A 23,041-nucleotide genomic window follows, 5' to 3' on the forward strand; every position below is an offset into this window, starting at 1 on the left:
TTAATTGCCACTTTCTAAGTTGTATTTAGGTTTTTCATGTTTGATCCCTTTCACCGCTTCAGCAACTTCGGCTGGCATGTATTCTTCATCATGCTTAGCCAAAACCTCAAACGCTTCTATTACATTAGGTTCAACCAACACACCTTGAGCTACAATCCCTTGTCCCTCACGAAATAAGTCAGGCAAAATACCTTGGTATTTAATGGTCACCAAAGGGCCTGTATCAATTAACTTAAAGCTCACTTGTAAACTGGTTTCATCTCTTATCACAGAGCCCGGTACTACCATGCCACCAATACGTAATTTTTGACCAATATGGGGTTTTTCTTTATTTGGGCCTTTACCCTCGACTAATTCACTCGGGGTATAAAATAAATTGATATTCTCTTGTAACGCGTACAGCACCAAACCAATCACAGCGCCAACACCAAATACAATCGCTGTTACAGCTAACAAACGTTTTTTGCGTCTTGGGTTCATACCTGTTGCTCCTGTTTAGCCTGCTGAATACGTGCTTCACGTTCAGCTTGTTGCTGCACAGAAGCCATAATTCGCCTAGTATCGTTTAAAGAACTTAATAAAATACCCAATAAAATCAATGCACATGTACCAAAAGAAAGCCATACATAAAAGCCGTAACCGCCCATGGCAATAAAATCAGAAAAAGAATCAAACTGCATAATTAGCCCCTATTTAACAACTGACGCACCCAAGGGCGGTGCTTCTCACGTTGTAAAATTTCATTTTTAAGACGCATCAATGTCACCGTGCCAACAAAGCCAGCAAAGGCGACTATATTTACCATTAATGGCCAAAACATACTGGAATCAATGGCTTTCGTGTCAAACTTAGTAATCGTGGCACCTTGATGCAGGGTGTTCCACCACTCAACCGAAAAATGGATAATTGGCAGGTTTATAACCCCAACAATCGCCAAAATAGATGCAGCTCGACCCGCTGCTTTTTTATCTTCAAAGGCATGATAAAGAGACAACACACCTAAGTATAAAAACAATAGAATAAGCTCTGAAGTAAGCCGAGCATCCCAAACCCACCATGCGCCCCACATAGGTTTACCCCATGCAGCTCCAGTTATAAGTGCTATTGCTGTCACACATGCACCGACAGGTGCAATGGCTATTACTGCTAACTCGGCATTACGAAGTTGCCATACCAAGGCGATCACTGCGGCAATGGCCATTGATGAATAAGCCCCCATCGATAAAATAGCTGAAGGAACATGAATAAAGATAATGCGATAACTGTCTTTTTGCTGATAGTCGGCAGGCGCATAGGCTAACCCCCAGACCCAACCAACAAGCATGCAGACTACCGTTATCACGGCAAAATAAGGCAGTAACGTATTACATAATTGATATGCACGCTCTGCTTTAGCGTAGGGATGTAACCACTTCCACATATTAACTTACACTCACTTTCAATGCTGACGATATGGCGATTGGTGCGCTAATTACGGCAATAACGAGCATCGCACCAAGGATGGCAAGCTGCCCGCTATAATCCAGTGACATAGTACTGGTATCAATAGCCGACGTTGCAAAAATTAATACTGGGATATACAAAGGTAACACAAGCAGACTCATCAAAATCCCGCCTTTTTGTAACCCCACGGTAAGCCCTGCGCCTATGGCGCCGATAAAACTCAGTAATGGCGTACCTAACAACAACGTAAGCACCGTTGCTAGCAATGCTTGATTATCTAAATTTAATAACAAAGCAAATAACGGCGTCATTAGCACCAAAGGCACACCCGTGATGATCCAGTGAGCGACAACTTTGCCAAGCACAGTCAAGGATAACGGGTATGATGAGGCGATCAGCTGCTCTAAACTGCCATCATTAAAATCTTCACGAAATAACTTATCCAGGCCCAGCATAGTAGATAGCAAAGCAGCGACCCAAATAATCCCAGGTGCCATACGCGCGAGTAGACCGGGCTCAGGGCCAATTGCTAACGGAAATAAGGTAATCACAATTAAGAAAAAAAGGAGAGGGTTTACTATTTCAGCGCGCTGACGAAATGCCAACTGTAAATCTTTTTTGCATACAGCACTAAAAAGCTGCCAATATGAATGCTGACGTAACATCAGTGTCGGTACTCCAAAGTTACTGTTTGTAACTCATTAAAGTGTGTTGTTAAGTCTTGATGGGTGGTTAATAAAATTGCTCCACCTTGCGCTAAATGGGATAAAAAACGCTGCTGTAAAAATGCAATACCTGCTTTATCTAACGCTGTAAAAGGTTCATCAAGCACCCATAATTTGGCATTGTTAAGCCACAACCTGATCAGCGCAACACGACGCTGTTGCCCCGCAGATAAAGTACGAACAGGTACATCTTCAAGCCCCACTAAGCCTATTTTAGCCAATAGCGAGTAGAGGTCTTGCTTAGTGTCATAACCTTGTATTTGTAACCAAAACCGTACATTTTCAATCGCACTCAGCTGACCATTCACGCCAGTTTTATGACCTATAAACAATAACTCACGGGCAAACTCATCATAATTTTTTGCAATAGATTCACCTTGCCAAATCACTTGTCCTTCATCGGGCGTAGAGAAACCCGCGATTATACGCAATAATGATGTTTTACCAGCCCCATTTGGGCCTGCCAATTGCATAATTTGACCTGATTTCAAACGGAAATTAAGATCCGCAAATAAACAACGGTCTTGCTTGATGCAGGTGACGGACTTAATGTGTAACAAGATGATGATTCTCTATACCCAAAATTAGGCGTTAGTCTAGCATAATGATAGGGTAATACGAATAATGCTTTGCACCGATTAGTGAAAAACTTGATTTAAAATAATGAATAAACCTACACAGATAACATTAGCAAATTCGCTTTCTGTCAGCCATTCGTCACACAATGCTACAGCACAGCAAATACCCGACCTGAGCGATCAAACGCTCAGTGCTAAAAATATTGTGTTTACTAAAGGCTCAGTACAAATGGAGGTGTACGTGGACAAGCATTGGCAAACCCTCCGCTTAGCCACCACTGAATCGCAAAGCAACCTTCCTAAAATTGCCAGTGCCGATATTCAGCTCAGCCAAGATGGAAAACAACTCTCCATTACCCCAAAACAAGTTGAAATTAGCCTGCGTCAGACTAACCAATTACAAAGTCTTTTAAACTTTATAAACACTGGTGAGCAGGTTGATAATAAACCTTTGCCATTACAGATCACGCTACAGCCCGTTGCAAAACTAGTATTAACTCAATTACAAGCCAGTGTACCTATTAATAAAGAAGTCGCGCAACTACTTCACAATGAACAAGGGCTAAAAGCCATTATTACCGCAAATCAGAGCAATTTTACTTTAAGTGTGGTTAATCGTTTTGCAGATACACTGCATCAACAACCTATAAGCCAAGCAAAACTTGTAGCTTGGTTGAGTAAATTAGTCCCACACGGGCAACTCACATTAAATAAGAACACCGCAGCACTTAGTTTTAATAACTATAATGGCAATATTAAGCTCGCAACGAAGGCACTGCAAAGTAATCTTCCCCTTGGGCAAAACCAACCTGATGTAATGGCACAAAAAGTTCAACTTACAGCACTTAATGAACAATTAATTATAAAAACCCAACAGCCAAAAATAACCTTGCAATTAAAAAACTCATTAGCGACGACGTTTAATTCTTTGCTGCAAAAAAGCCAACAGTTGGCGCCTTTAAGCACACAGACACACGCAACAATTATCAGCCCATCGCTGGCAAATAATAGTCCGATCAGCTCTTGGTTAAAGCATAGTTTTGCCGATTTAAAAACCCGGGTTACAGATGCGGTTCGCTATTTTGAAAGCAAACCATTTAACCATCTAAGTACAACCCACAAACAAAATGCAACAGCAACACCTCAGCCGCCACTTGAACAGCCTTTAACTACCAAAATGGCGCCTAGCTTATTACCTAAATCACTTACCCAAATAAACCTTTCTGCCATGGCAGCTCGCCAGGTTCAACCACTCGTAGCCGATATCAGTCAAGGCACGGCACTGCCGAAACATTTTCATCAGTCACCGCCTTTAGTACAGCTATTTCAGCAACTAAAGGCAGGGTTAGCGAGTATTACAACTCCTGTCCAGCCCGCTTTAAGTCTAACTGATGGCAAAGTACACATAAATTCACCTATTAAAGACACACTTGCTTTTTCACCTATGCAACCAAGCCAGATTGACAAAAAAGTAGCCCAAGCAGCAACACAACCAAATACAGAAAAGCAAACAATTACAACGCAACCCCCCATGGCGAAACCCTCAGCCAATAGCAAATACACTCAACCAACCAGCTCTATACAGACTAATATAGATAAAACTATGCCTTTCGTTACTTCGCCAATGACCAAAGAGCAAACAACCCAAACGCTAAGTAAACAAGCAGCAGCCTTATTGCAGTCACCACAGTCTGAGTTTTATAAAACAAGTAAACCTAACGCTGAGCAGAGCGCCAGTCAAACAGCACCTAAAACTCGCATACCGCTTGCAGAGCACCAGCACATCCCTGTGCCAAAAATAGCGGATTTAGAGAGCAAAACGCAAAAAGTGACAGGTGTCCTTCCTCTTAGCATAACGGCGCCTCCCCTAACTATGGGGGCGGTTAAAGCTCCTATAACCGATTTTCTACCAGCGAGCCAAATCAGCTTGCCTCTTGAGGCAAAATTGCTTGCCCCACTTTTAAGGATGCCCATAGAAAAACCACTGCCAAACTTTAAAGTAGCTACACATAACGATAAACAGCATATTGCTGCACAAATTGATAAGTTTGCGACGAGTAAAGTCAGCGAAAATATTGATTTAAACCGGCTTGTTAATCAGGCTTTTAGCCGCATGATTGATAGTCAATCGTTGCAACCGCTCACTATTCAACGAGAAATACTCAGCGTGTTGCGCCCTGAAAGCTTAAGCGCCAGTGCGCTGCAAAATAGTTTTAGCCAAGCGCTTGAACAGTTAACGGTGGGTATTTTAGCTGCGCCTAGTTTGGCACATATCAGTGCCTTACACTTTAATAGTCAAAGTTCTTTAGATGCGCTACTTCAGGTATTAGTACCAAATTTTAAAGCAACTAATTCGCAAAAACTGCAAGAGCAATTATTACAACCACAGTCGCAAGCATTAGCCGCAGAGCTGAGCCAAATAAAAACGGCAATCAGCCAAGTAAATAGTACGCCAATCAATCAGCAACCAGATACAAACCCGCTGGTACAATTCTTACTACCTATGCGCTTGCCGCCTGAAGCTGCACAAACTGAAATATCGTTAGGGCAATATAAAAAACCCAGTAAAGAAAAACTCGAAGGAAAAAATGTTTGGTTTGTGCGGCTTAATTTTGACTATGCTGAGCTTGGTCAGTTGCAGATCACCGCAGAGTTAATGGATAAAGCACTCGACTGCCAATTACTCGCGTCAAGTCAAGATGTCACCGCTTTGGCCCACCCTCACCTTGAGAGCCTGCGTCATAAACTAACCGCTCACGGCTTGCAAGTAGGCGAAATGACACTTAGTCAAGGCGCACCACAACACCAAGCTTTTTACCAATCCCATGCCATCATTAATATTAAGGTTTAGACTATGAGTGACAATTCTCAGCATAAATCTGCAATTGGCTTACTCTACGAAGCAGGCCGCGCACCAACGGTTACCAGTAAAGGCTTTGGTGAACTTGCGGAAGAAATTATCAGGGCGGCTGAAGAAAAAGGCATTTTGATCCATAAGGATGAGGCCTTAGCAAAAACATTATCGCATTTAGAGCTTGGTGAGGAGATCCCCAAAGAGCTGTACTATGTAATTGCCGAGTTAATTGCTTTTTCGTATGTGCTACGAGGGAAATTTCCACCGGGCTGGCAAGACTTTCAGGGCAAGTTAAATATTAAGGCGTAAATAGCTTTAAGTCAGCGGTAACAAAAAAGCGCTATCTCGCGCCTTTTTGATGGTGTAACGACATTAGTAATTCAGCTTCGGCACGTGGCAGCTCGCATTCACGAATGATTTCTTCGATATCTGCCCCTAATTCAACCATTTTTACTGCTCGCGAGTAAATTTTAGCATCAGGATCATCATATTTTTGCGCGTCTTGTAATTGCGCTAATTCCTGATTACGCTCTTCTACAGCAACTAACCGTTTGCCAATACTGAGCATACCGGTGCGCATTTCAGCAACTTCACTGCGTAAAATACTTAGCTGTTGTTGTGCTTCTTGTAGTTGCAGTGTTCTACTTTTTAACGCCGCAACCTGTTTATTGTTATTAATAAAAATTAGCCCCAAACATACTAAAACAAGTAATAATGAGGCGCCTAGCAACGAGTATAACAACATAGTTTTTCCGTAAGCGCTATAAGCCGCTCAGCTCGTCCCACTCTTCATCATTTAGCAATTTGTTTAAATCAACTAAAATCAATAATTCGCCATCACGGTTACTCACACCTTGAATAAACTTAGCACTTTCTTCTGTGCCAATATTCGGTGCGCTGTCAATTTCTGAACTACGTAAATAAACGACTTCTGCCACACTATCAGCAAGAATACCAATGACCTGCTCTTCAGCTTCAATGATCAAAACGCGTGAATTATCAGTCGTTTCTGCTGACATTAAACCGAACCGTGCGCGGGTATCAATTACAGTAACAACGTTGCCACGTAAGTTTATGATCCCAAGTACATAGCTTGGCGCGCCAGGTACTGGCGCAATTTCAGTGTAACGCAAAATCTCTTGTACCTGCATTACATTCACGCCATAGGTTTCTGATTCCAATTTAAAAGTGACCCACTGCAACACTTTATCATTGCCATCGGTATTTTTACTGCTTGATAATAATCTTTGTTCACTCATGTTAGTACTCCGATAATCGTTACTGCTCGCGGCTATCTAAACCTTGCTCTAATAATTGATTTAAACTTTGTACATCAATTAAGGCACACATTTTTTCTTTAATTACACCTGCAAGCCAAGGCCGCTTGCCACTTTTAGCTCGCCATTTCACATCTTCACTACGCAGTGTGATGTTATTAACTAGCTTTTCCGCCAATAATCCCCACTGGCTATCACCTAAAGTAATTAAGTATTGGTAGTTTAATTTGTCTTCTAACTCTTGGGTATACTTTTCTGGCATGACCCAACGAGCGGTATCAACAACATTAAGGTTTTCATCACGATTTAGCATAACCCCTTTAAACCATTTAGGTTTACCGAACAATTGATTCACTTCCCCTAACTGATGAATGCCACCAAGTGCCTTCAAGGGGACGGCAAGGGTCAATCCCGCAACTTCAAAAAATAACGCTTGGAATTCACCATCAAAGTAATCTTCTTGGCGTTGAACTGGCGTTTTCGCCGCAACGCCATCAAGTGATGAACGCTCTTTAGCTATATCATTGATATTAGCTTGGATCTGTGGTTTCTCAAGGGAGGGAGGAGTTTGTTCGGTTATTTCTTGTTGAACATCTGTTGCAGGTTCGTTCAATGCGCTGGGTTGCACAATCGTTTGCTGCGATGCCTTCGCTGGCATGTCAGTGCTACTATTTGTTGGTGATACTTGTTCGAGTAATTTTGCAACCGGCTCTAAGTCCGTAGATTCTTCTTCGCACAATAAAGCCCCCAAGTACTGGGTCATTACTTTTTCATTAGCAAATAACTGCTTACTCATTCATTAACCTTGTTCAATTAAATAGTCGAGTAATGCGCGATAAGCATAAACACCTCTGGAGCGTGGGCAATATTGAACTGGCACTTGCTGAGCTAAACTTGCATCACGAAACTTTGTATCGACCGGTATGACCCCTGGCCACACCTTGTCTTGGTAGCTCTGCTGTAACGTTTTATATGCCTCAAGAGATGCATTGGTGCGTTTATCATACATTGTAGGGATAATGGTATATTGATACTGCTTTGATTGCGAGCTTTGCATTAACTCCATGGTCCGCATCATTCTATCAAGCCCTTTTAGTGCCAAAAACTCCGTTTGCACCGGCACTAAGATCCGTTCACTGGCCGCCAAAGCGTTTACCATTAAAACGCCCAACACAGGCGGACAATCTAATATCGCATAATCGTAATGCTCACTGATTTTAGTTAATGCTTTTTTTAAAATCAGCCCCATCCCTGTTTTATTTCCCATACTACGATCTAAGGTGGCAATTGCCATAGTAGCAGGCAAAATATCTAAATTATCAATATTTGATGGGCACAGTGCTTGTAAAATCTCTTCACTGGCCATGGTGTTACCCCGGGCAAAGATATCATAGACACTGACTTCTAAATCTTCAGAATCAATGCCAAAGTAATACGTTAACGATGCATGTGGATCAGTATCTATCAGTAATACTCGCTTTCCTTGCAGCGCTAATATGCCAGCTAAACTAACAGCCGTCGTGGTTTTACCTACTCCGCCTTTTTGATTCGCTACTGTCCAAATTTTCACATCACACCTTATTGTTTTTCATTGCGCGTTGTAATTCGAATACCGCCATGTGGGAGTTGGATCACTTTAATGCTGTTATCGTCACTTGGCAACTCAATTGGTTGTGGCTCTGGCGCTAATTGTTGCCTCTTCTGCTCCTCAGTGGCTTCAGGCTCCGGTGGCAAACCGTACTTAGATAAGGCCACCACCACCTTACGATTTTCCGCTCGGCCTTGCTCGGTATCATTGTCAGCAAAAGGTGAATATTGTCCATAGCCTTCAATAGCCATTCGAGCCGGATTAATTCCTAAGCTCTCAAGCTCTACTAGCATAGACGTTGCTCGAGCGACTGACAGCTCCCAATTAGACCGAAACATTTCATTTCGAATCGTTTCGTTATCAGTATAACCACGCACCCGTATATAATTATCAACTGGGGCTATAATATCTTTCACGAGTTTGATCACTTGTTTTGCACGTAAGTGTGCCACAGCACTACCACTTGAAAACAGCATTCCTGAGCTCAATTCAATAATCAACCAATCTTGGTGTAATTCTAAACTGGCTTCGCCATCACGTATTTCATCAATTAACGCTGATTGCAGTTTAGTCAGTAAACTATCCAATGGTTTACCTAAATGCTTTTGCTTTATATTACTCGTATCGCTTTGACCATCGAGCAACTCTGGACCTACTTCTTGCTTTTGGATACTTTCCCCATACAGTAGCTCTTTTTCGGGGCTAACCCTATCAGTTAATAAGCCTGTTCCAGTTACGCCTTGACCTTCTTGGGAATGCTGGCGAGCTGATTTATCAAACACTTGCTCTAGCGAGTCAGATAGAATTTGGAAGCTTTCTTCTTTATTGATAGCAATGGCATACATCACCACAAAAAATGCAAACATTATGGTCATGTAATCAGCATAGGAAACCAGCCAACGCTCAGTATGTTGGTTTTTATTTGACGAATGGCGAAGGCGGCGGCGTATCATTATGGTTGCAACTGAGTCGGTCGCTCAACACGATACGCTTCAAGTTTAAGCTCAATATTAGCTGGACTATCGCCTTGACTCATAGCGATAATTCCCTCTGCGAGCAGCTCGTGGTACAGCATTTTCTGTTCAATCTGTTGCTGTAGTTTGTTAGCCATAGGCAAAAATAATAAATTTGCCAAGCCAACACCATAAATAGTTGCTATAAATGCCGTTGCCACGCCCGCGCCTAATTTTTCAGGATCTGTGATAAACGACATTGCCTGAATAAGCCCAAGTACGGCCCCTAAAATACCAATAGTTGGGCTATAACCGCCTAGCGCTTCATAGACACGGCTGGCCTCAAGTAGACGTTCACGCTCCAGTAATAAATCAATTTCTAGCGTGTCTCTAAGTTTTTGTTCACTATTACCATCAATCAACAAACTGAGTCCTTTGGCAACATATGGATCAGGGTGCGTTAATGCAATCTCTTCTAAAGCCAAATAACCTTCTTGACGCGCTTTATGAGACCAACCTTTCACTTGCTCAATAGCCCCATCGATATCATGACGTGGTGGAAAGAACACCCAATGGCTGATCTTGAGTACTTTACTAAAGGTACTGGCTGGTGTTTGTAACATCACAGCCCCGAGTGTCCCACCGAGCACAATGATGAGCGCTGGACCATTAAACAACGCACTAACAACCCCGCCTTCCAATGAGTAGCCAAGGCCAATAGCACAAAGGGCCACTAATAGGCCTAAAAATGACAGCTTATCCACAACCAATCTCACGAACTAATCGAGTAGCAACATCGCTCAGTGCAATACTTGCTGATGATAGCCCCGCACTTGTAACCGCTTGCGGCATACCATAAACCACACTGGTTTTTTCATCTTGTGCCCAGATAGTGGCACCCGCTTGTTTCAGCATCCTCGCTCCATCACGGCCATCGGCTCCCATTCCTGTCAGAACAACAGCCAGTACATCACCTTGAAACGCTTTCGCTGTACTGGCAAAGGTAACGTCAACACTGGGTTTATATGTGATCCGCGCACTATCATCTTCAAATACTCTTAGCGTCCGGTTCCCCCCTCGCCCTTCAATCAACATTTGTTGACCGCCTGGTGCCAAATAAGCCGTACCTGGCATTAATCTATCCCCCTGCTGAGCTTCTTTTACGTGTATTTTACACAAGCTATTTAAACGAGCAGCAAATGCAGGGGTAAAGGCTGCAGGCATATGCTGGATCAATAAAATAGGATGTGGAAAGTTAGCAGGTAATTGGGTCAAAATGGTTTGCAGTGCAACAGGACCACCAGTAGAGGTACCAATAGCGACAACTTGATATTTCTTCCCTGAAGCGCGAATAGAGGCGGTAGCACCAGCACTTGGTGCTGTATTTCGGTTGAAACTTCTATCCGGCTGAGTAATTGTAGAGCGCAGGGAAGTCGTAGCGCCTGAAGGTGGCACTGCTGGCGTTGATGATACTGGCCGACTAAAACGTGATAATCGACGGCGGCCGATTTCTTTTACTTTATTTTGTAATAGCTTAATTGCGTCTTCATTATTACGGGCAATATCTTCAAACTTTTTCGGTAAGAAATCCAACGCCCCCGCATCAAGCGCATCTAAAGTGGCCGTTGCACCATCACGAGTAAGTGAAGAAAACATCAGGATTGGTGTTGGGTTAGCCGCCATGATCTGTTTTACAGCACTAATCCCATCAAGCACCGGCATTTCAACATCCATGGTGATTACATCAGGTCGTAATTGGTTTGCTTTATCCACAGCTTCTCGGCCATTTACCGCAAAACCAATAACTTCAATATCCTTATCTTGCTCGAGTATTTCGCTCACTCGACGGCGAAAAAAACTTGAATCATCAACAACTAAAACTTTAACTGCCATCGGCATACTCTTGTTAAATTTTATCTGTGAGAGCTAAATTAGCTCTCACGTTAAGATAAGAATGGACTAGGCGTAGTGCTTTAACAGGCTAGGCACATCTAAAATAAGCGCTATACCACCATCAGAGGTGATTGTTGCACCTGCCATACCCGGCGTACCTTGTAATAAAGCATCAAGCGGCTTGATCACCACCTCTTCTTGACCAATCAATGAATCAACAACAAAGCCAACTTGTTGTGTGCCTATTTGTACAATCACAACATGGCCTTGTGCTTTGCGCTGAGAACGATCGGCACCTTTAACTAACCAATGTTCTAAGTAAAACAATGGCAACGCTTTTTTACGCACTATGATAGTTAATTGACCATCAACAACATTGGTTTTAGTGAGATCAAGGTGAAATATTTCATTTACACCAGCCAGCGGTAATGCAAATGTCTGCTCGCCAACAACAACCATCAATGTTGGTAAGATTGCCAGCGTTAGCGGTACTTTAATTTCTAAAACTGTGCCTACACCCAGCTCAGACTGAATATTCACAGAGCCATTAAGCTGAGTAATTTTGGTTTTCACCACATCCATACCCACACCACGGCCAGAAATATCCGAGATCTGCTCTTTAGTAGAAAAGCCAGGAGCAAAGATTAAGTTATATGCTTCAGTATCAGATAAACGGGCTGCTTGTTCGTGATCAAGCACGCCTTTACTAATAGCAATCTTTTTCAGCTTTTCAGGATCCATACCCGCACCGTCATCACGGATGGTAAGTAAAATATGGTCACCTTCTTGGGATGCTGACAATGTCACAGTTCCTGTACGTGATTTACCCGCCGCTTCACGCACATCAGGCATTTCGATACCATGATCCACTGAGTTACGCACTAAGTGAACAAGTGGATCCGCCAGTGCTTCAACTAAGTTTTTATCTAAATCAGTCTCTTCACCAACCAATAACAAGTTGATGTCTTTTTTCAAGCTACGTGCTAAATCACGGACTACACGAGGGAAACGACCAAACACTTTTTTTATCGGTTGCATGCGGGTTTTCATCACCGCACCTTGTAAATCTGCAGTTACCACATCAAGGTTGGAAATGGCTTTACCCATGGCCTCACTTTCAGTGTTAGTCGCAAGGCTTACGAGACGATTACGTACTAATACTAACTCGCCAACCATATTCATTATTTGATCGAGACGCTTAGTGTCAACACGTACTGTTGTATCAGCTTGTGCCGGTGGTGCTTTTTTCGCCGCTGCTGGTGTTGTTGTTGCAGGAGCCGTTGTCGATGTTACTGTAGGAGCCGGCTTTTCAACTTCTTTACTTACCTCTGTGCGAACTGGCTCTTTTGCTTCAGGCTTAGCGCTTGATGAAGTAGTTGGTGTGGATGCTGACACAGGTACTGATTCTGTCGCTTGGGGAGCACTCCCTTTACCATGCAATTCATCTAGCAGAGCTTCAAATTCATCATCGCTGATCTCATCCGAGCTTGAAGTTTTTGGCGCTTCAACCGGTGTTGAAGGTGAAGCTGCGGCTTGGCTACTGGTCGTATTACTAACGATACCAAAGCTACCAACACCGTGTAACTCATCTAACAGGCTATCAAATTCGTCATCTGTAATATCACTATTCGATGAATCATTACTTACCGAACTTGTTGTGGCTGCCGGGCTTTGCCCTTTACCATGTAGTTCATCAAGTAAACTTTCAAATTCATCTTCTGTAATTTCATCAATTTGCACTTCAGTCGTATCGTTTTCGACCTGACCATCAAATAAAACATCAAATGCAAATGGGTCGTCATCATCTAAAATCGCGTCAGCATCAACTTGTGGAGCTGGAGTACTGTCAATTGGTGATGCACTACTGATTTCATCTGCACTCGGAGGCAGACCAAGTTTGTGTAAAACGGCAAGTAATTCAGGATCTGCAGGCTCAGGCTTTTCTCTACTTTGAATAGTCGCAAACATTTCGTTAATTGTATCGAGTGCTTGTAGGATCACATCCATTAGCTCAGAATTAACTTTACGCACACCTTGGCGTAATAAATCAAATACGTTTTCAGCGCCATGACAAGCATCAACTAGCTCGGTCATACTTAAAAAACCAGCACCGCCTTTTACCGTATGAAAGCCACGGAAAATTGCATTGAGTAATTCGGTATCATCTGGGTTATTTTCAAGCTCCACCAGCTGTTCTGACAAAAGCTCAAGAATTTCTCCAGCCTCAACTAGAAAATCCTGTAAAATATCTTCATCGACTTCAAAGCTCATGCCGTTATCTCCTCTTAGAAGCCCAAACTTGATAATAAATCATCTACATCATCTTGCCCTGAGACAACATCATCACGAGATTCTTTATCAATAATTGGCCCTTCTGGGCCTGCAATTTTATTTTCAGCAGGCATTTTTTCAATGGCTGGTGCTACTATTTTTGTTTCTCGATCGTCTTGGCTACCAAATGCCGTTAACAAATGGATCAAGCTGTCTTCTACTTCTCTAACTAATTCGATCACTCGGCGGATCACTTGGCCAGTCAAATCTTGGAAGTCTTGCGCCATTAACACATTGGTCATTAGCTCTTGCAGTTCATCCGTTTTAGTTTGTGAGTTATTCATAAACTTATCTAAACTATGACAGAGAGTTTTAAACTCACCCAACTCAATTTCACGACTCATGAGGCGATCCCATGTTGGTTTGATGTGTGAAATCTCATCAGCGAGTTGTTGAGCAATAGGTAAACTTGCTTCTACCGCGTCCATGGTTTTATTAGCAGCGTTCTCTGTCATTTCCATAACATAGTTAAGGCGCTGCTTTGCATCAGGAATTGCTTCGGTAGTCAAATCAGCTAAACGTGTGTCGAGTTCAAAATTTTTCAACGCGTCATGCAGCTGACGTGTCAACTTACCTACTTCGGCGAATAATTCTGATTGCTCTTTTGACGCAGCATCAATAATTAATTGATCAGCTTTATCTTGTTCACCATTTTCAAGGTAAACTACAAGCTGACGGGCTTGCTCTAAACTGATCTGAGGCGCAGCTGGTGCTGACATAAGCCTCTCCTATTTATTTAACCTAAACGCTCAAACACTTTTTCCAATTTGGTCTTAAGTGTCGCAGCTGTAAATGGCTTAACGATATAACCGTTAACACCAGCCTGAGCAGCAGCAACAATTTGTTCTTTTTTAGCTTCTGCTGTGACCATCAAAACTGGAATATGTTTTAGGCTGTCATCAGCTCTAATGGCACGCAACAAGTCAATCCCTTGCATACCCGGCATATTCCAGTCTGTTACTACAAAATCAAATTCTTGATTTTGTAGCATTGGCAATGCTGTTGAGCCATCATCAGCTTCTTGTACATTTGTAAAACCTAAATCTCTTAACAGATTTTTGATAATACGTCTCATCGTCGAAAAATCATCAACAACAAGAATTTTCATGTTTTTATCCAAAACATCCTCCGGTGAGGTCTGAACCTATATTTACTTACTACTAATTTATCCAGTCATTGATTTTTGCTTTTAGCTTAATCATCGCCTGACCATGTATCTGACTCACACGCGATTCGCTTACATCGAGTATATGTCCAATCTCTTTTAAATTCATTTCATCGTTATAGTACAGCGATAATACTAGCCCATCTCGTTCAGGTAAGGATTGTATAGCTGCTAACAATGATTTATTAAAGCGTTCATTTTTAACATTATTAAAGGGCTTGTCTAGCGCTAAATCATGTCCTACTGGGGTAATAACATCTTCGTCAACCCCTAAATCTTCTATTCCTAGTACTTTGCTGGAGTTCACATCACTAAGAATATGATGGTACTCATCGAGTGTAATATCAAGTTTTTCAGCAACTTCAATATCTTTAGGCTCGCGATTAAGTTCACTTTCAAGTTCACTAATTGCCTCAGCTACTCTACGACTATTACGATGTACAGAACGAGGTGCCCAATCACCACGGCGCATTTCATCAAGCATAGCGCCACGAATACGAATACCTGCAAAGGTTTCAAAACTTGCACCTTTGCTTGCATCAAAATTTTTCGACGCTTCAATCAGCCCTATCATTCCCGATTGAATCAAATCATCGAGCTGCACACTCGCAGGTAAACGAGCGATTAAATGACACGCCACTTTTTTGACAAGTGAGGCATGTCGTTCAACAATCACATTTAGATTTTGTGTAGATTGATATCCCATCGCTTTATTCACCGATGCTGTCATAGTTAGCCGTTTACTAGTTTTTCTATGAAAAATTCTAAATGGCCAGAAGGTTGATTAGGTATAGGCCATTTAACTGCTTTTGTCGCTAATGTTTTAAATGCTATTGCTGCAGGGGAGTTAGGGAATAAGTCAACAATCACTTTTTGCCGACGTGTTGATTTACGCATATTCTCATCGTAAGGGACAGTGGCAACCAACTCCATCGATACATCCAAAAAGCGGTCTGTTACTTTTGAGAGTTTTGCAAATAACTCATGGCCTTCACGCATGCTGCGAACCATATTAGCCACGATTTTAAATTTATAAACACCATGCTCACGGCTTAATACCTTGATTAAGGCATAAGCATCGGTAATAGAAGTTGGTTCATCGCATACGACGACCATGACATCTTGGGCTGCGCGAGAAAAGCTTAACACCATGTCAGAAATACCAGCAGCAGTATCAACAATCAATATATCAAATTCGGTATTTAATTCGCTAAATGCGCGGATCAGACCAGCATGCTCAGAAGGTGAAAGTTCGACCATGCTTTGCGAACCAGACGTTGCTGGCACTATTTTTATTCCAGCAGGACCTTCCACCAAAATTTCGTCGAGTTCACACTCGCCTGATAATACATGAGAAAGGTTACGTTCTACTCGCAGTCCGAGCATTACATCGCAATTCGCCAAACCTAAATCGGCATCCAGTACTAATACTCGGTTTCCGAGTTGACCTAAGGCAATCGCAGTGTTTAGTGAGACGTTCGTTTTACCAACCCCACCTTTACCACCTGTGACAGCGATAACTTTAACGCCCTTATTATTGTTTTGACTCATTTTACGCAGGCCACTTGCTTGATCTAATACTGTGTTAATCATACATCCCTACTGTGCTTGACGCTACTGCTTGACGTCGTGAATGTTGCGCTTTTGTTCTTTTTAAATACAATTGTTCAGCTTTTTTTACTAATTTCTCTGCATTAGCGACCCGAATGTCTTCAGGCACACGCTGACCATTAGTAAGATACCCTATTGGGAGGCGATTTTGAATCGCTATACTAATAATCTCGCCTAAACTTAACGATTCGTCTAATTTAGTGAAAATACAGCCACTTAATTGTACTTTTTTAAAGTGCCTTACGGTTTCTTGCAATACATTAATTTGAGCTGTAGCACTGAGTACTAGATAGTTACGAATATCAACTCGTTGATTACGCATTAGCGTGTTCAATTGTTCGGTTAAACGTAAATCACGTTGACTCATGCCAGCGGTATCTATTAATACTAGACGCTTATTGCGTAAATGGTATAAAACTTCAGCTAATTCATTGGCATCTTTAACTTGTTTTACACCACAGCCAATAATACGGCCATAAGTAGCTAATTGCTCATAGGCGCCAATGCGGTAAGTATCGGTGGTGATAAGTGCGACTTTATCAGCGCCATACTTTTGTGCCCCCAGAGCGGCAAGTTTAGCAACTGTGGTTGTTTTACCCACTCCCGTTGGGCCAACAAGTGCAAAAACGCCGCCTTGGCGTAGAATCTCGTTATTAGTGGTATGCATTTGGTTTTCAACCATTTGCAACAATGCTTGCCATGCTTGTTGACGCGATACATCATCAGGAATAAAGCACGCCATTTGTTCAGCCACTTCGCTATCAATCCCCATGCCAACTAAACGGTCAATCATACATGCACGCGTTGGATCGCGACGTGCTAAGTCTTGTTGCATTAAACCTGAAACTTGATACTCAAGTAATTGACGCATTGCAGCCATTTCATCACGCATCGCGCTGATTTCATCGGTTTTGGCTGCGTTTTTGCTTGGTATTGGGGCATCCAAATCATCAAAGCCACTTTCAAGTTCATCATCAAACCCTAAGCTATGTGCTTGGGTCTCTGGACGAGCTACACTCTGACGACGAGCAAAATCATTATGTGTTGGTTGCTCATGACGAGTTTGCTGTGCTTGTTGCTGTGGCTGATATTGGGTTGCGGTGTCAATTCCTGACTGACTAAACATTGAGGCAAGCTCAGGTGAGCGCGGACGAGGTGATTGACGCTCTAATAATGCTTGTAAGCTATCTGCTACTGCAGCTTGCGGCTCCGGCTGGGTGCGTTGCGGCGCAGGTTTAACAAAGTGAGTATTTGTTTGTGCTGTTGTTGCCTGTGGCTGTGCCGGCGCTTTAGGGGCCGCTTTTTCATAATCAACGGCGGCAACAATTTCTACCCCATTGGCTAATTTTTTATTTGACATGATGACCGCATCAACACCGAGTTCATCTTTCACTTCTTTTAGTGCGGTACGCATATCTTTAGCAAAAAAACGTTTTATTTTCATGGTTCAACCCCTTTAAAATCCGATTATTGGCCTACTGAGCTGACAATCTTGATCTGTCTTTCATCTGGTACCTCTTGGTAAGACATCACCCGTAATCCTGGAATGGTGTACTTAACAAAACGAGATAACACAGTGCGTAACATTCCTGACGTTAGCAATATCGAAGGTTCACCGGCCATTTCTTGGTTTTGATGCGCTTCATTTAAAGATTGTTGAAGTCGCTCTGCAAGTCCTGGTTCTATTCCGGCCCCTTCGTCGCCTGCATTTTGCAGTGACTGATGCAACATCTGTTCCAACTCAGGCGCCAAGGTTATGACAGGGATTTCTGATGACATACCAACCGCGTCTTGAACTATCAGTCTGCGCAGTGAAATACGCACTGCTGCCGTTAGTACATCTGGGTCTTGACTACGTGGGCCATACTCAACGAGGGTTTGCACAATTGAGCGCATGTCACGAATAGCAACGCCTTCATTCAAGAGGTTTTGCAATACTTTTACAATAACCGTCAGTGGTAAAGTATCTGGCACTAGCCCTTCAACTAAACGTGGATGACTCTTGGCAAGCATATCAAGGAGGTTTTGCACTTCTTCATGGCCCAGTAACAATGCCGCACTATTGGTTAATAACTGGCTAATATGGGTTGCAACGACCGTTGCAGAATCAACTACGGTATACCCTAGCGATTGCGCTTCATCTTTTTGATCAGGCTTGATCCACACTGCATCTAAACCAAAGGCAGGATCTTTTGTTTCAATCCCTTTGATGGGGCCAAACACTTGTCCTGGGTTTATCGCCAGCTCATCACCATGTTTGAGCTCACCTTCACCAGTAGATACCCCCATCATAGTGATCCTGTATGCATTCGGGTCAAGCTCTAGATTATCGCGAATATGAACAGGGGGTACTAAAAACCCCAACTCTTGAGATAGTTTTTTTCGTACCCCTTTTATCCGGTTAAGTAACTCACCACCTTGTGATTGATCAACCAAAGGAATTAAACGATAGCCAACTTCAAGACCTATAACATCAACTTGCTGCACATCATCCCAGCCTAGCTCTTTTTGCTCTTGTTTATTTGCAACACCGGTGCCTGTAGCGCCTCCATTTGCAGCTTCAGCTTCTTTTGCAGCCGCTTCTTTTAGTTTGCTTTGCTGCGCGTAATAGGCAAGATAACCCAGTAGTGCACCCAAGCTTAAAAATGCAAAGTGGGGCATCCCTGGCACTAACCCCATCACAATTAAGATACCTGAAGCGATAAATAATGATTTTTCGTTACCAAGTTGCTTCTTGAATTGGTCGCCCATATTGAGCGATTCATTTTGCCGGGTTACAACAATCGCTGTACCAATTGATAGAAGTAATGAAGGAAGTTGAGCCACTAGGCCATCACCAATAGTCAGTAAGGTATAAACTTCCATTGCCCGACTAAAACTTAAATCGTGTTGGATCATACCAACAAATAAACCACCGACGATATTGATAACCAAAATCACAATACCGGCAATCGCATCGCCTTTTACAAATTTACTGGCACCATCCATTGAACCATAAAAGTCGGCTTCGCGGGTTACTTCTTCACGGCGATCTCTCGCTTGCTCGGCACTGATAAAGCCCGCATTTAAGTCGGCGTCTATAGCCATTTGTTTACCTGGCATTGCATCTAAGGTAAAGCGCGCGGATACTTCCGAGATACGCCCAGCACCTTTGGTAATTACCACAAAGTTGATGATGATCAAGATTAAGAATACTACGAGGCCAACCGCATAGTTACCACCGATCACAACCGAGCCAAATGCTTCGATAACTTTACCTGCAGCGTCCCCGCCATTATGCCCTTCCAACAATACCACTCGGGTACTGGCAACGTTAAGTGCTAAACGCATAATGGTCGCAATCAATAGTACGGCTGGGAACATACCAAACTCGACGGGTTTCATGGTGTAGACAGTAACCAGTAAAACCACCAGTGCTAAAGCTATATTAAACGAAAAAAGAATGTCGAGTAAAAATGGCGGGAGTGGTAATATCACCATTCCCAGCGCTGCAAGCACTAATAAAGGCGTACCAACACCTTTCAAATACTCTTTTTTATCTTTATTAAGTTGTTGTAATACAGCTTTAAATTCCATAATTCTACAATTTCAAAAAATTGACACTACACGGAATTTGCAATAACTATTCCAAGTTATTGATTGCTTGATTAATACTTGTAGGCATCAGGGATGGGCAGTGTTTTATTCAATTTGGTTGGACGCTTTCCGCGACCTTTTTGGAATCGTTTAAGCTGAAATACATAAGCTAAAACTTGTGCCACCGCAGTAAAAAGTTGATCAGGGATTTGATCGCCCACCTCAGCGGTATGATACAGTGCGCGAGTCAGCATCGGGGATTCCACAACCGGTACTTCGTTACCAACGGCTATTTTTCTGATCTGCATCGCCATTTCATCAACGCCTTTGGCAACCACAATTGGCGCTCCTGCGCGTTCGGTATCGTACTTTAATGCAACTGAATAATGAGTTGGGTTGGTTACCACCACATCAGCATCAGGGACATCTTGCATCATTCTGCGCTGCGACATTTGTCTTTGCGTTTGCCTGATACGGGCTTTTATTTGTGGATCACCTTCAGAGTTTTTATATTCATCTTTCACTTCTTGCAAGGTCATTTTTAATTCTTTGTGGTGCTTATGACTTTGGTATGGCGCATCAATGGCCGCAATAATTGTTAAGGTGCAGGTCAACCCTAAAAACATCCATGCCAATATTTCTAAAGCGTGAATAATATTACCCGGCGCACTTTCTATACTTAAGTGGAGAATTTCATCAAAGAAGGTATTAATCAAAAAAACGGCAAAGCCTGCAACCACTGCAAACTTTAAAATAGATTTAACCAGTTCAACACCTGCCTGCGGACCAAGCATACGTTTAATGCCTTTGGCAGGCGACATTTTGCTGGCTTTTGGTGCAGCGGCCTGCCAACTAAAGTTAAAGCCGCCAAGTAATGTATTACCAATAATTCCTGCTAAAACAATAATCAGTACAAACATCGCCATAGGAAACACCAGCGCATCTGCCACCATTCCCCATACTGAGAACATTTTTGTCGTATCGTATGTTTCATTACGATTTAAGCTTAGGGTTCGCCCCATAATGTTATACAAACCTTTGCCAATCTCAGGCCCGTATAATAATAAAGAAATCGCAGAAAAAATAAGTACAAACATAGTGCCAAGCTCTTTTGAGCGGGCTATTTGGCCTTTCTTTTTCGATTCCTCAATTTTTTTCCCCGTGGGTTCTTCGGTTTTTTCTTGACCTGAATCTTCAGCCATCACTCTCTCCTACGGGGAACAACCAACTAAAGTACACATTAACTCAACCATTTTTAACCATTGAAATTCAAATTGAGTCACAAAGTTACCCAGCGTTGCCCAAATAATTACTAGCCCCGCAACTAAAGTAAACGGAAAACCGATCGAAAAGATATTTAACTGTGGTGCAGCTCGGGTCATCACGCCAAACGACATATTGATCACTAACATAGCTGTTAAAGGTGCCAGTGATAACACCAGTGCCGTGGTAAACATCCAGCCACCCCACGTTACTATGTCCCAATAGTGATCCACCGCCCACCAATTACCGTCAATCGGCAAAACCTCGAAACTGTGTACCACCATTTGAATCATCATTAAATGGCCATTAAAAACAAAGAAGAGTAACGTTGCTAAAATTAGATAAAACTGCCCCACCGCAGGTACGCTCATACCATTGGATGGATCAACAACCGAGGCGAAACCTAAGCCAGTTTGCATAGCAAGAATTTGACCCGCTAACACAAAAGTATTTAGCATTAGCAATGATGCAAAGCCAATTGCCACACCAATGAGCAACTGTTGAATGACCACTAGAATCATTTCAAAGGAGAATAAGTTATTAAACGTGGCAGGTGGTAACACGGGCACCACTAAAAACGTAATCACCACGGCTAATCCCATTTTTATTCGTGTCGGCACATTTTTAGCACCTATGCCTGCCATCACCATGATCATTGAACTGATCCGTACCAGCGGCAGTAAAAAATCACTCAGCCACTGGATGATGACCGAAAAAGGGAATTCCATACTAGCCCGCAATCTCTGGGATGATCATGATTAGCCGTGTAAAAAAATCCATCAGCTCTTGGGTTAACCAATGGCCACCGACAATGAGCGCACTAATAGTAATTAATAAGCGCGGTAAAAAACTGAGTGTTTGTTCATTAATTGAAGTTGCGGCCTGAAACACCGCCACCACTAAGCCGACCAATAAACCAGGTACAACAATCGCGGAGACTAATTTAATCACTAAGAATAAGGCATCGCTGAGTATATCAACAAAAATTTCCGGTTCCATGTTGCGCTCCTAGCCGTGTTTTACACAGTGTTGTACAGCCATATCAAGTACCCAAACCAAAGCTTTTCGCTAAAGTACCCATGACTAAACTCCACCCATCAACCAGCACAAATAGCATGATTTTAAATGGTAACGATACGATCATCGGCGATAGCATCATCATACCCATCGCCATTAATACCGATGCCACTACTAAATCAACAATTAAAAATGGAATAAAAAACATAAAACCGATAATGAATGCGGTTTGTAATTCACTGGTCACAAAAGCTGGAATAAGCACGATGAGGGGGGTTGCTTCTGGGGAGTCTAACTGATCATAACCGGCAATTTTAGCGAATGTTTCTAAGTCCTTAATGCGTACCTGTGAAAGCATAAAGGCTTTCATGGGCTCTTTAGCAAGCTCCAGCGCTTGAACTGATGTGACCTGTTCACTCAAATACGGCTGTATCGCTTGCTCATTCACTTTTTGGTAAACCGGTGCCATGATGAAAATACTTAAAAATAATGACATACCTAATAGTATTTGGTTCGACGGTGTTTGTTGCAAACCAATGGCTTGACGTAAAATGGCCAATACCACAATGATACGGGTAAATGAGGTCATCATAATTACCGCCGCTGGAATAAAACTCAGCGCGGTCATAATAGCGAGTACTTGCAACGTCACCGAGTAATCTTGTGAACCATCGGGGTTGGTAGTAATGCTTAATGCTTCAATCCCTTCAGCATTAACTGAAGGGATAAAAACCAATGCAAACAATAGCAGCAGCCACTTAATCATA

General features: G+C 42.6%; 25 protein-coding genes. 2 read left to right on the top strand and 23 right to left on the bottom strand.

What is annotated here, in order from left to right; genetic code table 11:
• Genes ccmE through ccmA form a run of 5 tightly spaced genes read right to left on the bottom strand, consistent with a single transcriptional unit; the run spans position 1 to position 2,728 of the window.
• Positions 1–480, bottom strand: a complete 480-nt coding sequence (gene ccmE / locus PHAL_RS0108760) for a cytochrome c maturation protein CcmE (RefSeq protein WP_016708019.1) — start codon at positions 478–480, stop codon at positions 1–3.
• Positions 477–680: a heme exporter protein CcmD gene (gene ccmD, locus PHAL_RS0108765; RefSeq protein WP_016708020.1), complete on the bottom strand. Its 204-nt coding sequence runs from the start codon at positions 678–680 to the stop codon at positions 477–479. The genes ccmE and ccmD overlap by 4 nt, the downstream gene beginning before the upstream one ends.
• Before the next feature lie 2 nt (positions 681–682).
• The gene (locus PHAL_RS0108770; RefSeq protein ID WP_016708021.1) at positions 683–1,420 is read right to left on the bottom strand and encodes a heme ABC transporter permease; all 738 of its coding nucleotides are present in this window, start codon (positions 1,418–1,420) and stop codon (positions 683–685) included.
• A gap of 1 nt (position 1,421) precedes the next feature.
• Positions 1,422–2,108, bottom strand: a complete 687-nt coding sequence (gene ccmB, locus PHAL_RS0108775; RefSeq protein WP_016708022.1) for a heme exporter protein CcmB — start codon at positions 2,106–2,108, stop codon at positions 1,422–1,424.
• Positions 2,108–2,728 (bottom strand): cytochrome c biogenesis heme-transporting ATPase CcmA, encoded by a 621-nt coding sequence (gene ccmA, locus PHAL_RS0108780; RefSeq protein WP_080571520.1) that lies wholly within the window; start codon positions 2,726–2,728, stop codon positions 2,108–2,110. Before ccmA ends, ccmB begins: the two co-directional genes overlap by 1 nt.
• Positions 2,729–2,831: 103 nt before the next feature.
• On the opposite strand from ccmA, the gene fliK reads away from it, so the two are divergent.
• Positions 2,832–5,597, top strand: coding sequence for a flagellar hook-length control protein FliK (gene fliK, locus PHAL_RS0108785; RefSeq protein ID WP_016708024.1), 2,766 nt, complete (start codon positions 2,832–2,834; stop codon positions 5,595–5,597).
• Between the two features lie 3 nt (positions 5,598–5,600).
• On the top strand, positions 5,601–5,909 hold the full coding sequence (locus tag PHAL_RS0108790) for an EscU/YscU/HrcU family type III secretion system export apparatus switch protein (protein WP_016708025.1): 309 nt from the start codon (positions 5,601–5,603) through the stop codon (positions 5,907–5,909).
• 31 nt (positions 5,910–5,940) lie between these two features.
• Here PHAL_RS0108790 and PHAL_RS0108795 read toward each other — a convergent pair whose 3' ends face one another.
• From PHAL_RS0108795 to fliP, 18 genes are all read right to left on the bottom strand, one after another.
• Positions 5,941–6,345 carry a DUF2802 domain-containing protein gene (locus PHAL_RS0108795; RefSeq protein ID WP_016708026.1) on the bottom strand — a complete coding sequence of 135 codons (405 nt, stop codon included), beginning with the start codon at positions 6,343–6,345 and terminating at the stop codon, positions 5,941–5,943.
• A 16-nt stretch (positions 6,346–6,361) separates the two neighbouring features.
• The gene (locus tag PHAL_RS0108800; protein ID WP_016708027.1) at positions 6,362–6,859 is read right to left on the bottom strand and encodes a chemotaxis protein CheW; all 498 of its coding nucleotides are present in this window, start codon (positions 6,857–6,859) and stop codon (positions 6,362–6,364) included.
• A 19-nt stretch (positions 6,860–6,878) separates the two neighbouring features.
• Positions 6,879–7,673 carry a chemotaxis protein CheW gene (locus PHAL_RS0108805; protein ID WP_016708028.1) on the bottom strand — a complete coding sequence of 265 codons (795 nt, stop codon included), beginning with the start codon at positions 7,671–7,673 and terminating at the stop codon, positions 6,879–6,881.
• Positions 7,674–7,676: 3 nt separating this feature from the next.
• Positions 7,677–8,447, bottom strand: coding sequence for a ParA family protein (locus tag PHAL_RS0108810; RefSeq protein ID WP_016708029.1), 771 nt, complete (start codon positions 8,445–8,447; stop codon positions 7,677–7,679).
• An 8-nt stretch (positions 8,448–8,455) separates the two neighbouring features.
• Positions 8,456–9,418 carry a flagellar motor protein MotB gene (locus PHAL_RS0108815; RefSeq protein ID WP_016708030.1) on the bottom strand — a complete coding sequence of 321 codons (963 nt, stop codon included), beginning with the start codon at positions 9,416–9,418 and terminating at the stop codon, positions 8,456–8,458.
• Positions 9,418–10,182, bottom strand: coding sequence for a flagellar motor protein (locus tag PHAL_RS0108820; RefSeq protein WP_016708031.1), 765 nt, complete (start codon positions 10,180–10,182; stop codon positions 9,418–9,420). Before PHAL_RS0108820 ends, PHAL_RS0108815 begins: the two co-directional genes overlap by 1 nt.
• Entirely contained in the window at positions 10,175–11,311 is a 1,137-nt protein-coding gene (locus PHAL_RS0108825) for a protein-glutamate methylesterase/protein-glutamine glutaminase (protein WP_016708032.1), read from the bottom strand. The genes PHAL_RS0108820 and PHAL_RS0108825 overlap by 8 nt, the downstream gene beginning before the upstream one ends.
• 66 nt (positions 11,312–11,377) lie before the next feature.
• Entirely contained in the window at positions 11,378–13,582 is a 2,205-nt protein-coding gene (locus PHAL_RS0108830) for a chemotaxis protein CheA (RefSeq protein WP_016708033.1), read from the bottom strand.
• Between the two features lie 14 nt (positions 13,583–13,596).
• Positions 13,597–14,361 (bottom strand): protein phosphatase CheZ, encoded by a 765-nt coding sequence (locus tag PHAL_RS0108835; RefSeq protein WP_016708034.1) that lies wholly within the window; start codon positions 14,359–14,361, stop codon positions 13,597–13,599.
• 17 nt (positions 14,362–14,378) lie between these two features.
• Positions 14,379–14,762, bottom strand: coding sequence for a chemotaxis response regulator CheY (gene cheY / locus PHAL_RS0108840; RefSeq protein ID WP_016708035.1), 384 nt, complete (start codon positions 14,760–14,762; stop codon positions 14,379–14,381).
• A gap of 40 nt (positions 14,763–14,802) precedes the next feature.
• Positions 14,803–15,513 (bottom strand): RNA polymerase sigma factor FliA, encoded by a 711-nt coding sequence (locus PHAL_RS0108845; protein WP_029216090.1) that lies wholly within the window; start codon positions 15,511–15,513, stop codon positions 14,803–14,805.
• A 26-nt stretch (positions 15,514–15,539) separates the two neighbouring features.
• Complete coding sequence (locus PHAL_RS0108850) at positions 15,540–16,400, bottom strand: MinD/ParA family ATP-binding protein (protein WP_016708037.1); 861 nt, start codon at positions 16,398–16,400, stop codon at positions 15,540–15,542.
• Complete coding sequence (gene flhF / locus PHAL_RS0108855; RefSeq protein ID WP_016708038.1) at positions 16,393–17,862, bottom strand: flagellar biosynthesis protein FlhF; 1,470 nt, start codon at positions 17,860–17,862, stop codon at positions 16,393–16,395. The genes PHAL_RS0108850 and flhF overlap by 8 nt, the downstream gene beginning before the upstream one ends.
• Positions 17,863–17,885: 23 nt before the next feature.
• Positions 17,886–19,994, bottom strand: coding sequence for a flagellar biosynthesis protein FlhA (flhA, locus tag PHAL_RS0108860; RefSeq protein WP_016708039.1), 2,109 nt, complete (start codon positions 19,992–19,994; stop codon positions 17,886–17,888).
• A gap of 71 nt (positions 19,995–20,065) precedes the next feature.
• Positions 20,066–21,196 carry a flagellar biosynthesis protein FlhB gene (gene flhB / locus PHAL_RS0108865; RefSeq protein ID WP_016708040.1) on the bottom strand — a complete coding sequence of 377 codons (1,131 nt, stop codon included), beginning with the start codon at positions 21,194–21,196 and terminating at the stop codon, positions 20,066–20,068.
• 9 nt (positions 21,197–21,205) lie between these two features.
• Positions 21,206–21,985, bottom strand: a complete 780-nt coding sequence (fliR, locus tag PHAL_RS0108870) for a flagellar biosynthetic protein FliR (RefSeq protein ID WP_016708041.1) — start codon at positions 21,983–21,985, stop codon at positions 21,206–21,208.
• A gap of 1 nt (position 21,986) precedes the next feature.
• Positions 21,987–22,256, bottom strand: coding sequence for a flagellar biosynthesis protein FliQ (fliQ, locus tag PHAL_RS0108875; RefSeq protein ID WP_016708042.1), 270 nt, complete (start codon positions 22,254–22,256; stop codon positions 21,987–21,989).
• A gap of 43 nt (positions 22,257–22,299) precedes the next feature.
• The gene (fliP, locus tag PHAL_RS0108880) at positions 22,300–23,040 is read right to left on the bottom strand and encodes a flagellar type III secretion system pore protein FliP (protein WP_016708043.1); all 741 of its coding nucleotides are present in this window, start codon (positions 23,038–23,040) and stop codon (positions 22,300–22,302) included.
• Between the last annotated feature and the right edge of the window lies 1 nt (position 23,041).

Source organism: Pseudoalteromonas haloplanktis ATCC 14393, assembly GCF_000238355.1.
In the GTDB taxonomy this organism is placed as follows: Bacteria; Pseudomonadota; Gammaproteobacteria; order Enterobacterales; family Alteromonadaceae; genus Pseudoalteromonas; species Pseudoalteromonas haloplanktis.